9 protein-coding genes are annotated in these 13,895 nt (G+C 34.2%); all 9 read right to left on the bottom strand.

The annotated features are described in order from the left end of the window. Positions 1-121 precede the first annotated feature (121 nt). Positions 122-1,765, bottom strand: a complete 1,644-nt coding sequence (pgi, locus tag MK119_RS10575) for a glucose-6-phosphate isomerase (RefSeq protein ID WP_290678132.1) — start codon at positions 1,763-1,765, stop codon at positions 122-124. Positions 1,766-1,771: 6 nt separating this feature from the next. Beyond that, complete coding sequence (locus MK119_RS10580) at positions 1,772-3,049, bottom strand: peptidoglycan DD-metalloendopeptidase family protein (RefSeq protein WP_290678134.1); 1,278 nt, start codon at positions 3,047-3,049, stop codon at positions 1,772-1,774. After that, positions 3,046-4,011, bottom strand: a complete 966-nt coding sequence (locus MK119_RS10585) for a tryptophan 2,3-dioxygenase family protein (RefSeq protein ID WP_290678136.1) — start codon at positions 4,009-4,011, stop codon at positions 3,046-3,048. Before MK119_RS10585 ends, MK119_RS10580 begins: the two co-directional genes overlap by 4 nt. Positions 4,012-4,105: 94 nt before the next feature. Continuing rightward, complete coding sequence (locus MK119_RS10590; protein ID WP_290678138.1) at positions 4,106-4,885, bottom strand: DUF3108 domain-containing protein; 780 nt, start codon at positions 4,883-4,885, stop codon at positions 4,106-4,108. Between the two features lie 988 nt (positions 4,886-5,873). Beyond that, positions 5,874-6,818: a tryptophan 2,3-dioxygenase family protein gene (locus tag MK119_RS10595; RefSeq protein WP_290678140.1), complete on the bottom strand. Its 945-nt coding sequence runs from the start codon at positions 6,816-6,818 to the stop codon at positions 5,874-5,876. Positions 6,819-6,898: 80 nt separating this feature from the next. Further along, positions 6,899-8,062, bottom strand: coding sequence for a 4-hydroxyphenylpyruvate dioxygenase (gene hppD, locus MK119_RS10600; RefSeq protein WP_290678143.1), 1,164 nt, complete (start codon positions 8,060-8,062; stop codon positions 6,899-6,901). A 128-nt stretch (positions 8,063-8,190) separates the two neighbouring features. Next, on the bottom strand, positions 8,191-9,348 hold the full coding sequence (locus MK119_RS10605) for a homogentisate 1,2-dioxygenase (protein WP_290678146.1): 1,158 nt from the start codon (positions 9,346-9,348) through the stop codon (positions 8,191-8,193). Between the two features lie 282 nt (positions 9,349-9,630). Then, complete coding sequence (locus MK119_RS10610; protein WP_290678149.1) at positions 9,631-11,853, bottom strand: patatin-like phospholipase family protein; 2,223 nt, start codon at positions 11,851-11,853, stop codon at positions 9,631-9,633. A gap of 11 nt (positions 11,854-11,864) precedes the next feature. Further along, a complete protein-coding gene (gene uvrC, locus MK119_RS10615) occupies positions 11,865-13,655 on the bottom strand; it encodes an excinuclease ABC subunit UvrC (RefSeq protein WP_290678152.1) in 1,791 nt (596 codons plus the stop codon). Between the last annotated feature and the right edge of the window lie 240 nt (positions 13,656-13,895).

A 13,895-nucleotide genomic window follows, 5' to 3' on the forward strand; every position in this document is an offset into this window, starting at 1 on the left:
TATTTATTGTGCATGCATACATTAAGCGAATGTTAAATGTTTTAACATTATACCAAATTTACATTTTTAACCTATTTGATTGTTTTGCAGTGAATTAAGATATAAACTAAATTATTAACATTTATTTTCTATTTTTTTTGAAGTATCTTAAAAGATTCGTAGTTGAAGCATCATGTTCTGCAATTTCAGAACTCTTAATGTCTGTTAAAATTTTTGTCGCCAATTGTTTTCCAAGTTCAACTCCCCATTGATCATAACTAAAAATATTCCAAATTACACCTTGTACAAATATTTTATGTTCGTATAAAGCAATCAATGCACCTAAACTTTCTGGCGTGAGCTTGTCTATTAAAATGGTGTTTGTAGGTTTGTTGCCTTCAAAGATTTTATATGGAAGGAGTTTTTCTATTTGAGAAGCCTCCATTCCTTTGGCTGTTAGTTCTGCTAAGACTTCTTCTTTTGTTTTTCCATTTAACAATGCTTCCGTTTGCGCAAAGAAGTTTGCCATTAATTTTTCATGATGCTCTTTATCTCCATATAATGAATGTACATATCCTATAAAGTCTGCTGGAATGAGCTTGGTTCCTTGGTGTATTAATTGGAAAAATGCATGTTGTGAATTGGTACCTGGTTCTCCCCAAATTAAGGTTCCCGTTTCATAGTTAACTCGATTTCCTTTTCTGTCTATACTTTTCCCATTACTTTCCATGATTCCTTGTTGCAAGTATGCCGCAAAACGATGTAAGTATTGTGTATACGGAATGATAGCTTCACTTTCTGCATCATAGAAGTTATTGTACCATACACTTATCAATGCCAATACAACCGGAATGTTTTGATCAAAAGCAGCAGTTTTGAAATGTGTATCCATTTCATGTGCTCCCGATAATAGTTTGTCAAAATTATCATATCCAGTAGCTAAACTAATTGATAAACCAACCGCACTCCACAAAGAGAAACGTCCACCAACCCAATTCCACATTGGAAATACATTTTCTGGCGCTATTCCAAATTCGTTGATTTTTTCCAAGTTTGTAGACACTGCCACAAAATGTTTAGCAATGGCTTCTTCTGAGGCTTGTGTTAAGAACCATTTACGAATTGTCAACGCATTGGTTAAGGTTTCTTGCGTAGTAAATGATTTTGAAACAATGACAAATAAAGTAGTTTCAGGATTTACTTTTTTAATCACTTCTTGTACATGATCGCCATCAACATTGGATACAAAATGCACTTTTAAGTGATTTTTATAATGTTCTAAAGCTTCCGTTACCATGACAGGCCCTAAATCAGAACCACCAATTCCAATATTTACAATATCAGTAAAAGCTTTCTCTGTATGTCCTTTTTGATTTCCAGAAATAATGGCTTCTGAGAATTCTTTTATTTTTTGCTTTACTTCGTATACTTCAGGGATTACATTTTTACCATCTACATATACTTCGCTACTTTCTTTTTCGCGTAGAGCGGTATGCAACACTGCTCTACCTTCAGTCTCATTAATAATATCGCCGCTAAAGTATTTTTCTATGTTTTCTTTTAGATTCACCTCAGCTGCCAATTCTAATAGCAAATCCATAGTTTCTTGAGAGATTCTATTTTTCGAATAATCCACATAAAAGTCTTTCCACTGAATCGTGAAACGATCTGCTCTTTGAGAATCTGTTGTAAAATAATCTTTTAGCGCAAACGATTTCGTTGCATAGAAGTGCTCCTGAAGTCTTTTCCAAACTTCAGTTTCTGTAGGGTTTATGTCTGTCAACATGATGTGTTAGTTTATTGCAGTTATTGGTGCTTCCTCTATTGGAAGCTCTATTTGAATACCATCTAATTGCTGTTTTAATGGCTTAATGAATTCTAAATAAGATTCTTTTAGTTTTAAATCTATCGGATCTGCATCTGGTAGTTTTTGTTTGAATGGATCTACCTGACGTCCATTTTTCCAGAAACGATAACATACGTGTGGCCCAGAAGTGTTTCCGGTCATTCCAACCCAACCAATGACGTCTCCTTGTTTTACAAATTCACCTACTTTTGCCTTTCGCTTACTCATATGCAAATATTGTGTGGTGTACGTGCTGTTGTGTTTTACCTTGACATAGTTTCCGTTTCCTCCTCTACGCGCAGATTCAACCACAACACCGTTTGCTGTTGAAATGATTGGCGTTCCTATTGGCGCGGCAAAATCAGTTCCTTTGTGTGGTCGGATACGATTTCCGTATAGCTTGATACGTCTGCGCAAATTGTAACGCGATGATATACGAACATGTTTGTAACGCACAGGCGCTTTTAAGAAAGCACGACGTAAGTTTTTAGCATTTTCATCATAAAAGTCCACAATTTGCTTTACACTATCAGTTTCAAATTCAAAGGCATAAAACGGTTCTCCATTGTGCTTGAAATACGCCGCATGGATTTTATCAATTCCCACGTAAGTGGTATCATTTATATATTTTTCAGTATAGATTAACTTAAATTCATCTCCTTTTTGCAGTCTAAAAAAGTCAATTGTCCACGCATAAATATCAGACATATTATACGCCAGTAGCTGACTTAAACCAGCATCATCTAACGAAGCTGACAAAGAACTTAGAATAACTCCTGAAGCTTCTTTTTCAACAATTTTTACAGGTTTGCTTTCCTTATAGGCATTGATAGAGTCTTTAAAATTGATAACGACATAGTCAATACTATTTTCTTGATAGATGAAACATTCTGGTCGTTGAAGCGAATCACCTTTTGTACATAAAAGTGTATAGGGTTTTCCCGCTTTTAATTTTGTAATGTCAAACGTGTCTTTCGTTTTTTCGGCTATTTGAAAGATTTTTGAGTAGCCAATATGATTTTTTCCTAATATCTCACCAAAACTATCACCACTTCGTACCGTATCTCGCACCACAACATAGTCATTTAGATGGAATCCAAATTCCATCGGATCAGGCGCTGCCGCTTCAACTTGTACAATTTCTTTTTCGTTTTTCTTTTCGCCAGAACATGCGTAAAGAGCTACTAATAAGAGTGTAAGCAGTGTGATTTTAGCTATTTTCATTGTTTTCTTTCTGTATTGAAGATATGGTCTACCCATTCTTTTCCCCATTCGCCTTTTTCATTTTCGCTCCAAATTTCGGGAAAAAAGATCACTTTTTGAAAACTTGGAGGCAAGTATTCTCTCCAATTTGTTCCTCCAGTGGCTTCAATGGTCTTTTTTTCGCGTCTTAAATAGCGATATGCTGAGCCCATGTGCATAAGTGGCCAATTGACATTTGCATTGAGGTCTAGCTGTTTTAGGGCTTCAATTAAATTCTTATTTTCTTTTACCTGTTCAGGCAACGCTAAATAGCGGTGATATATTGTGCTGTGTTGTACTTCTGCAGCAATTCTCATGAAACGTGGTGTGTAACGATACTCAAATTGTTTGAGTGTTAAAGTTTTTTCGCCTGTTTTGCTATCGGTTGCCCCTTTTTTCCAGTAGATATTTTCATAAAGATCATCTAAAGAGTTGTCTGCTGAAAATTGATCACGTACGGTATGATGTACTAAGTTTTCCACAGGTGTTGCATACAATTCAATCATTCGGTACTGCGCTGATTGAAATCCACTTGCTGGCAACAGAGACATTCTGTAGTTTAAGAATTGCTCTCTTTCCATTCCATTAATCATGATTTCAAAAGAGGAAATTAATGCTTTAAAATAATTGTTTATTCTATGGATGCGCTCTGTAAAAAACTTTGCTGTTTGATCTTTGTCGTCAATAATTTGTTTTTGTTCGTGTATGATCAACTTAAAGTATAGTTCTGTAATTTGATGATACATGATAAAGATTTCCTCATCAGGAAAAAAGGTACGTGGAATTTGTAGACTTAGTAAGGTATCTAAGTGAATATATTCCCAATATGTTAGATATCGCTGGTGCAATAAGCCATCGAGATATGAGCCTAAGTCCTGTCCTGAATTTGTATATTTTTTGTCTAATTTTTCAATTCGCTCTGCAATTTCTGGGGAAATTTTCATCTGCTTATTTTTATTTTCGGGATGTATCAGATGAGATTTGCCTTGCAACCTAGTTGAGTATTAACAAATGATTGTTGCGGCTCATTTCACGCTCCTAATCTACAATAATTTTAAAAGGATGTTTGAATCCTTTGAAGGCATCTAAATCTGCTTTTAGTGAGCCTACCACAAGTTTGGCTTTGATACGAATTGGAATTTTATTCTCATCATCAGAAACCCAAAGTGTTAAGCTTTCACTTTCTTTAAATACACGTCCGGCTTGTACATACGGTCTGAATTTTAGACAAGGAACTTTTCCAAATTTAGTTCGCATTGTTTCTCTTCCTAAGAATTTTAACTTGAACTTGAAGTTTTCTTTATCAAAAAACATATTTAGCACTACTTCGTCACCTTCTTTTATTGTTGACACATCATAATTGTTGCGAAGATAATAAAAAGCTGAAACCATATCTTGAACATTTTTTTCAATGTCGTATTCACTTTTCGTTTTATGCTTTTTATTGTTTACAAGCGCTTTTTCTTTTTTGTAGTTAAAATCGATTTCAATGTCTTTCGTATGTCCACCTTCATCAATTTTACGAATAAACTTGTATGGCTTTCCTGTGTCTTTATCAAAATAGCTTTCGTAATTGTCGTCTACTTTGAAAAAAATACTAGCAAAACCTGTTGTTTTTCCTTTTCCAACAACGTGATATACGCTTTTTCCGTTTAAGTAATCGTCTTTAACTTCGAGCGTAGCATAGCTAGCATTTATAAATCCGTAATGGATTCTAAATTTAAACCATTCGCCCGTTTCAAACGCGGTATCTTTTTTTTGTGCTTGTCCTGCGAAACAAGCTAACAGTAGGCAAATTATAGAAAGTGTACGTTTCATGTTCAGTATAATAGGTTTGTAAAAATAGTAAAATACTAACTACTTTTCTGTTAATTTATGTTAGCAAAACAATTACTATTCCAAAAAAAAATTAATTTTTTGTTAATGTTTGATGAGTCACCTCTTTCATTGGTATTTTTTTTACTTACTGGTACGCTAAATCTAACTATCACTTGTTTCTATTATAGAAATACTTGAAAAGTAGGAGAAACCACTTTTAGCTCACTTTTAGGGAAAATTATTAAATTAAATCTAGTTATCAAGGAGTTTCAACATATTAGGCTTTCCTTTTTACTATTATCTTGGTTCACATAAGTATATCATAGCTTTATTTATTAACAACGATTGAATAATTATTGAAGGCTGTCAACATATTGGCAGCCTTTTTTATGAATAAGAATCAAAAAGAAAAACTTTAAAAATAAAGAAGCTCGATCTTACGACCGAGCTCTTTATTTATTAACCAACCAAAACTTTAAATTATGAAAATCTCTCTTCTTAAAGTTGCAAAAGGAAACCACTCACTTTTGCACTGCAAATATAGAACGAGAATTTTATTATGCTAGCATAGTATTTCATTTTAACACAATTTTTATATTCAAAGATGTATTTTGTCGATTTTTAATATTGAATATTCAACACTTTTTAGTTTTTATTGATGATTTCTCAATAAAAACACACCTACTTCTACAAAAAGAGGTCATAAAAAAAGCTCGATCTTACGATCGAGCTCTCTTTTTATTTATTAACCAACCAAAACTTTAAATTATGAAAATCTCTCTTCTTAAAGTTGCAAAAGGAAACCACTCGCTTTTGCACTGCAAATATAAAACGAGCTTTACATTGTGCAATCACAGTAGTTGACTTTAACACAATTATTACATTTAAACATGTATTTCATCGATTATTATTATTGAATATTCAATGATTATTTGTTTTTTATAAGAAATGTGCAACTTTTTAGATTTTAAAGCGTTGGTTTTCTAGGTTATTTTAGTGTTTTATAGCCTTCTAAGTTGGTAATTCCCCAATTTTCAAGTTCTTCTTCGCTCCAAAGTGCTGGAAAGAAAATCCTTTTTTGATATTTTGGATGCATATATTTCTGCCAATCGCTTCCGCCTGTAGCTTCCGAATTTCCTTGATTTGAGTTTATATACTTTGCTGCTGCATTGTAATGATGCATTACCCAACTAATATTTACCGTATGATCATAATGACGCATAGCATTAATGAGTGAAGTATCATTTTGATATTCTCTTGGTAATTGCTTGAATTTTGTCCACAAATTGATGGTATTGTATTCTTTCATCCAAGAAATGAGTTCTTTTTTATATTTTTCATCAAAGTTGACCATCAATTTACTACGCTTGCCAGTTTTATGATCATGTCCTGCGACTTGCCAGTACATATTGTTATATGCATGCAAATACGGTGTTTCACGATCAATGGTAGCTCTAAATCTATAATCAATTAAGTTGATAAGTTCGGTAGAAGCAATTTCTATCTTTCGGTATTGTGCTGATTGAAACCCACTGGCAGGTGTTAAGGTATCACGGAATTTCATGTACTGTTCAACCTCCATTCCATCTCCCATAATTTCAAAAGAATTGGACAGTAAATCAAAATAGCGACTGATACGCATTAAATGCATTACGAACTTTTCTGGTACAATGTTTTCTGTATGCGAAATTTGCTTCATTTCCCACAAAATCATCTTAAAAACCAATTCATTTACCTGATGATACATGATAAATACCATTTCATCTGGCAATTGTGTACGTTGCGTTTGTAATCCTAAGAGTGCATCTACTTGAATAAAGTCCCAATATTTCATGGGTTCAGCATATAATAATCCTGAAAGGTGTACATCAGGATCTTGTCCCATATCCAAATATTTTTTGTCTATGGCAGCGAGTAATTCTTCTCTGGTCATGTTGTTGTTGTTTTGAAGAGAAAATAAAAAACGCACACTTCGACTCCGCTCAGTGTACGTTTTTGATAGTTTTTATGTTTTTATAACGTTCCGCGTGCAGCTTGCTCTCTTTCAATAGCTTCAAAGAGTGCTTTAAAGTTTCCTACACCGAACGATTGCGCACCTTTACGTTGAATGATTTCAAAGAACATCGTTGGTCGGTCTACAATGGTTTTGGTAAACAACTGTAATAAGTATCCTTCTTCATCACGGTCAATTAAGATTCCATGCTTTTTTAGTTCTTCCACATCTTCATCAATATCTCCAACTCTTTCTAATAAGTCATCATAGTACGTCTCTGGAACATATAAGAATTCCACACCACGTTCGCGCATTTGCGAAACCGTTTCGATAATATTATCTGTTGCAACAGCAATATGCTGCACACCTGGACCATTGTAAAAGTCTAAATATTCTTCAATTTGCGATTTCTTTTTTCCTTCTGCCGGTTCGTTGATTGGGAATTTGATACGTCCATTACCATTACTCATTACTTTACTCATCAACGCTGTGTAATCTGTAGAAATGTCATCGTCAGTAAAAGAAATGATTTGCGCAAATCCCATTACTTTCGCATAAAACTCACACCATTCTTGCATTTCTCCCCAACCTACATTTCCTACCATGTGATCGATAAATTTTAATCCTACTGGTGTTGGATTGTAGTGAGATTCCCATTTTTGATAGCCTGGTAAAAAGATTCCGTTATAGTTTTTACGCTCTATAAAAAGATGCACTGTTTCTCCATATGTGTAAATTCCTGAACGCACTACATATCCGTTTTCATCTTCTTCTTTCGTAGGTTCCATATATGGTTTTGCACCTCTTTTGGTAGTTTCTTCAAAAGCTTTTGTTGCATCTTCTACCCAAAGTGCAACTACTTTTACACCATCGCCATGTAAATCGATATGCTCATTGATTTCACCTCCTTTTCCCAGTGGAGTTGTCAATACCAATCTAATTTTATCTTGTTTTAATACATACGAAACTCTGTCTTTCATTCCTGTTTCTAAACCTGCATAGGCTTCTGATTGAAAACCAAAAGCAGTTTTGTAGAAATGTGCAGATTGTTTTGCGTTTCCAACATATAATTCCACATAGTCAGTTCCTAACAACGGAAGAAAGTCTTCTGCTTCTTCAAATAATTTTTTGAGTCCGTATTCTGTATTTTGTAAGTCCTTTAAATTTTTTATTTCTGCTGCCATTTTGTTAATTTTTTAATGCATTTGCGAATTCATTTTGTAAATAATCAAGTGTGATAAATAGTATTTACCACATGGCACGAATATGCGTTGCGATTTTAGTTGTTTGTTGTCTCATTCGTACTATTTTTTTATTCTAACCAAGATTTAAAATAATCTTCATCAGCAATTTTCATAGCTTCTTCTGTCACTTGCAATGGCTTGAAAGTATCTACCATCACTGCTAATTCTTCGGTTTCTGTTTGACCAATACTGCGTTCTACTGCTCCAGGATGTGGTCCGTGAGGAATCCCAGCAGGATGTAATGAAATGTGACCAGCATCAATATCATTTCTGCTCATAAAATCACCATCTACATAATATAAAACCTCATCACTATCAATATTACTGTGATTGTATGGTGCTGGAATACTTTCTGGATGATAATCGTAGAGTCTTGGCACAAAAGAACATACTACAAAAGCATCTGTCTCAAAAGTTTGATGCACTGGTGGCGGTTGATGAATACGCCCTGTAATAGGTTCAAAATCATGGATTGAAAAGGCGTACGGATAGTTGTAACCATCGTATCCAATTACATCAAAAGGATGCGTAGCGTATACCATTTCAAAAATGTCTCCTTGTTTTTTTACTTTGATTAAAAAGTCTCCTTTCTCATCATTCGTTTCTAGTTCGTACGGTCTTCTAATATCGCGTTCACAGAATGGCGAATGTTCTAACAATTGTCCAAACCAGTTACGGTAGCGTTTTGGTGTATATATTGGTCGATACGACTCTACGATGAATAATCGGTTATCGTCTGTATCGAAATCTATTTTGTAAATAATTCCGCGTGGCACTAATAGATAATCTCCATATTTAAAATCAAGATTTCCGAGCATTGTACGGAGTTTTCCTGTTCCTTTATGGATAAATATTAATTCGTCAGCGTCTGTATTTTTATAAAAATAATCACGAGTAGATTCTTGCGGAGCTGCCAAAATGATGTTACAATCACTATTGGTCAATACTACTTTTCTACTTTCTAAATAATCTGCTTCTGGTGGCACTTGAAATCCGCGAAAGCGATACGATTGCATATTATTTGCTTTAGCAATTGTAGGTTTTACACTGTATTGCTTGCGTATTTCTTTGACTTGTGTTGGTCTGTGTTCGTGGTAGCTGTTGGTAGACATTCCATCAAAACCGATGGTTCCAAACAATTGTTCGTAATATAAATCGCCGTTTGGCTTTCTAAAAATGGTATGACGTTTTGGTGGAATATTTCCTAATTTATGGTAAAAAGGCATAGTGTTATTTTTTTGTAATCGTAAAATTGATGTAAAAAGATATAGAAAAATGTGATGAATTGAGTTCACATTTAGCAAAAAAACAACGCTTTCTTATTCAGGATTTCGCTTGATAAGATAGTGTAAATGCGCTAATAAGTCGTTCCAAAAAGGTTTCACTTGTATAAATTTAGCAGATGATTTTTCTTCATCTGTACACAAATATCGTAATTATTTGGAGATTTTTTATGATTGAAGTCATGTTTGACCTTTTTTCTGCATAAAATCAAGCAATTTTCAACCTTAAAACCAAAAACCGGTACTAAAAAAAACTGTATCTTTTTTAATATCTGGTGACCAAGAATATTTGACTTGCAATGGTCCAAAAAAAGTTTCTAAACCGTAGCCAATGGCATATCCATTAAAATTTGGTGTCGTAAACCATTCACCTGAATCAAAAATATTGTTTCCTGCATTAGCATAATTTGCTGTAAAATTTAGGTGATGTTTAGTCAGAAAATTATAATCTAATGTAATTGTTCCTTTAACAAAACTATCACCAGCAATGCTTAAAAAATCATACCCAACAAAAGGAATATAATTGTTGATGAAGTCATTTCCAAAACCTCCTAAAACAAAATCTAACGACGTTGTTCCAGGTTCTCCTAATTTAAAGCCTCCTTCTGAAATTAAATTCAATGAAAAGTTATCAATTAATGTCACTGCATAGCCAATTTTTGCTCTTGCAAAAGAAAATGGCTCAAAGTTTTTATTAAAGTTCGAAGAAAGAAGATACCAATGAAAATCTCCTGAAAAGAACAATCCATCAGATGGAAAATATTTATTATTATAAGTATCTAATTTTAGGAATCCGAAGGCACTTCCAAAGTCACTTCGTTCAAAAATAGTCTCATCACTGTTATTCTGGCTGATGGTTTCAGAGGCAATTTTTAGGCGTTTATGTTCTGCCCCAAGACCAAATACAAATTCTTCTTGTAAAACCGTTTGAATATAGAGTCGATTGGTTAGATCAGAAACTTCAACATCAATTCTATTTAAATCTGGATTGGATGTATCATCAGAAATCAGATCATAATTCACACCATGTTCAAATTTATTGAACTGTGATTTTAGACCAATACTCCAGTAGTATCCTTTATCAATATAGTATTCAAAATTATAACGTGTGTTATCACCTACAATAAAATCTAATGAAGCCACATCATTATTGAATAGTAATTTTTTCTTCGTTACATTAATTAAACCTGCTGTTTTGTATACATCATCATAATGTGCTGCCAAGCGCAAGAAGAGTGTATTTGGTTTTTCTCTTAAATTTAAGATGATAGCATCTTTACCATCGCTACTTTTTATTCTTTGGTACCGAATTCCTGTAAAATTTCCTGTGGCTGCTAAATTCCCAATCCCTTCTGTAAATTTTTTGAATGGTATTTTGGTAGGTGTTTTAAAACGAAGTTTCCCTCTCACATAGGAACGCGTAAAGTTGTCGGTTCCACGTAAGTGAATATAATTAATAGCAATAGAGTCTTTTCGTTTTACAGGTGACAAGTTTCGTTTTTGTTGTTGTTGTTCCGCAACTGACTTTAAAACTTCTATTTGTGCTCTTCCTGCAGCTTCACCTCTATCAATAAGTTCGCGCCCTTTGTCAAAAGCAATTACAGAAAACCCTTTGATATTTGGGCGAATGTAGATATCTGTTTGCTTGCTTTTCACCTTCATAGCATTGATGGTTCTGAAGTTATTGATTTGCGTTAGAATGCTTGGTGCTGACTGTAGTTTTTCTCTATCCGCCAAACCATCTTGTACATCGACACCAATTATGATATCTACATTTTTAGCTTTGATTTCGTCGATTGGATAGTTGTTTGTTACGCCACCATCAATGAGTAAACGCTCGCCCATTGGAATGGGCTCAAATAATGACGGAAACGCACCACTGGCCGTAATGGCATCTGGCAAATATCCTTTTTCTAGCACTACTTGCTCGCCTTTTTCTATGTCGGAAGCAATGCAAAGAAATGGAATTGGCAGCTTGCTAAAATCATCTACGTTTTCTACATGTAAGAGTAATTCTGCTAGTTTATTGTATACGTTTTGCCCTTTGGAAATAGACGATGGAAACGTGACTTTGAAACTATCAAACGGTAAGGTAATTGCATAACGTTCGGCATCTTCTTTTTCGTAAAATGTTTTTGCAGAACGTGGTAATTCATCTTGAATCAGTTCGTTTAAGTCTGTTTTTTTGAAGATTGAATCAATTTGTTCTCCTGTATATCCTGAAGAATATAATGAACCAATGATTGCTCCCATACTGGTTCCACCGACATAATCGACTCTAATTCCTAAACTATCAATGATTTTTAACGCGCCAATGTGTGCCAATCCTTTTGCACCACCACCACTGAGTACTAAACCTACTTTTAGGTCGCGCTTTTCAGATTCTTCCTGAGCAGAAACTGTTAAGAAACAAAACATTGATATGCAGATGAAAATCCATCGTTTCATAATTTGGGCACTTATTTTTTATGAAAGTTATCGTATATTTTTTTTGCTCTACTATGACCAACAACTGCCGAAATTTCTTCGAGTGAAGCTGCCGAAATTCGCTTTACGGATTTGAACTTTTTTAGCAGTTCTACAATCGTTTTTTCGCCAATTCCCGGAATGGTTTCTAACGCTGAATTTAACGCACTATTGCTTCTTTTATTACGATGGAATGTAATTCCGAATCGGTGTGCTTCATTTCGTAAATGCTGAATAATTTTGAGCGATTCACTTTTTTTATCTAAATATAACGGAATAGAATCGCCTGGATAGTATATTTCTTCCAAACGTTTTGCAATTCCGATAATTGCTATTTTTCCACGTAAATTTAAGACATCTAAACTTTTTAACGCAGAAGAAAGTTGCCCTTTTCCACCATCAATGACAATTAATTGTGGTAAAGGTTGCTCCTCTTCTACTAATCTTTTGTATCTGCGATAAACAACTTCTTCCATAGAAGCAAAATCGTCAGGACCCACAACGGTTTTTATATTGAAATGTCGGTATTCTTTTTTGCTCGGTTTTCCGTTTTTGAATACTACGCAAGCTGCTACAGGATTGGTTCCTTGAATATTGGAGTTGTCAAAACATTCAATATGTCGCGGTTCTTCTGAAAGACGCAAATCTTTTTTCATTTGAGCCATGATACGATTGACATGTTTGTCAGGATCCGTCAATTTAATTTGTTTGAAACGCTCCATTCTGTGATATTTTGCGTTTCGTAACGACAGTTCTAAGATGCGCTTTTTGTCTCCTAGTTTTGGAACTGTGATTTTAAATTTTTCGCCTACTTCGACTTCAAAAGGCACATAGAGTTCTTTGGAATTTGTTTTGAAGCGCTGATGAATTTCCGTGATTGCCAACTCTAAAAGTTCCTTATCGGTTTCATCTAGTTTTTTCTTGATTTCCATAGTATGTGAACGTACAATAGAACCAAGTGAAAGCTGCAAGAAGTTGATGTAACCAAAGCTTTCATCTGAAATGATAGAAAAGACATCTACATTGTTGATCTTTGGGTTTACAATCGTAGATTTTGCTTGATAATTTTCTAAGATTTCGACTTTTTCCTTGACTTTTTGTGCTTGTTCAAATTCCATCGCTTCTGCATACGCTTTCATTTGTGCTTTGAATTGATGCAAAGAGTCTTTGAAATTTCCTTTTAGAATTTTTCGAATCGCAACAATTTGCTCATCATAACTTTGTACGGTTTGATAACCTTCACACGGACCTAAACAGTTTCCTAAGTGATATTCGAGGCAGACTTTGTATTTGCCTGCGTTTATTTTTTCTTGTGATAAATCGTAATTACAGGTTCGTAACGGATAGAGTCCTTTGATTAGATCTAATAGTGTTCGAACTGTTTTCACGCTAGTGTATGGCCCAAAGTATTCTGAACCATCTTTGATGACTCTGCGTGTTTGAAATACTCTTGGAAAACGTTCATTTTTGATACAAATCCACGGATACGATTTGTCATCTTTTAGCATGACATTGTAACGTGGTTGGTATTTTTTGATCAGATTGTTTTCGAGCAATAACGCATCTGTTTCTGTAGCAACAATAATGTGTTTTATAGAAGCAATCTTTTTGACGAGCACACGTGTTTTTCCATACTCATGATTTTTGGTAAAGTAGGAGGAAACTCGTTTTTTCAAATTTTTAGCTTTTCCTACATATAATAACTTTCCTTCTTTATCATAGTATTGATAAACTCCAGGATTGGTTGGTAAGGTTTTGAGTTGTAATTGTAGGGCTTCCGTCATTGTTGGGTATTGGCTCTTAGGTTTTAGGTCGCTTCGCTTTTTGTTATGGACTTGTCTTTTTATTAATTCGTTTTTGTGGATTTGTTAATTTGCGTATCTAGTTTTTTTTAGCAACATGAACCGCTATTAATTACGAATTTTAAACTCAACATTTCCAATTTAGCATTTCAATGTTTCATCCACAAAGTTACTGGCAATTATTCCAAAAACAAAGGTGTATCTAAGTTACAATTTTTATTT

The sequence above is a fragment of the Kordia sp. genome, from assembly GCF_022447245.1.
Lineage (GTDB): Bacteria > Bacteroidota > Bacteroidia > Flavobacteriales > Flavobacteriaceae > Kordia.

What these genes read in the sequence shown, in the direction of transcription:
- pgi (WP_290678132.1), bottom strand. Translation starts at nt 1,765, where the DNA reads ATGTTGACAGACATAAACCCTACAGAAACTGAAGTTTGGAAAAGACTT.
- MK119_RS10580 (WP_290678134.1), bottom strand. Translation starts at nt 3,049, where the DNA reads ATGAAAATAGCTAAAATCACACTGCTTACACTCTTATTAGTAGCTCTT.
- MK119_RS10585 (WP_290678136.1), bottom strand. Translation starts at nt 4,011, where the DNA reads ATGAAAATTTCCCCAGAAATTGCAGAGCGAATTGAAAAATTAGACAAA.
- MK119_RS10590 (WP_290678138.1), bottom strand. Translation starts at nt 4,885, where the DNA reads ATGAAACGTACACTTTCTATAATTTGCCTACTGTTAGCTTGTTTCGCA.
- MK119_RS10595 (WP_290678140.1), bottom strand. Translation starts at nt 6,818, where the DNA reads ATGACCAGAGAAGAATTACTCGCTGCCATAGACAAAAAATATTTGGAT.
- hppD (WP_290678143.1), bottom strand. Translation starts at nt 8,062, where the DNA reads ATGGCAGCAGAAATAAAAAATTTAAAGGACTTACAAAATACAGAATAC.
- MK119_RS10605 (WP_290678146.1), bottom strand. Translation starts at nt 9,348, where the DNA reads ATGCCTTTTTACCATAAATTAGGAAATATTCCACCAAAACGTCATACC.
- MK119_RS10610 (WP_290678149.1), bottom strand. Translation starts at nt 11,853, where the DNA reads ATGAAACGATGGATTTTCATCTGCATATCAATGTTTTGTTTCTTAACA.
- uvrC (WP_290678152.1), bottom strand. Translation starts at nt 13,655, where the DNA reads ATGACGGAAGCCCTACAATTACAACTCAAAACCTTACCAACCAATCCT.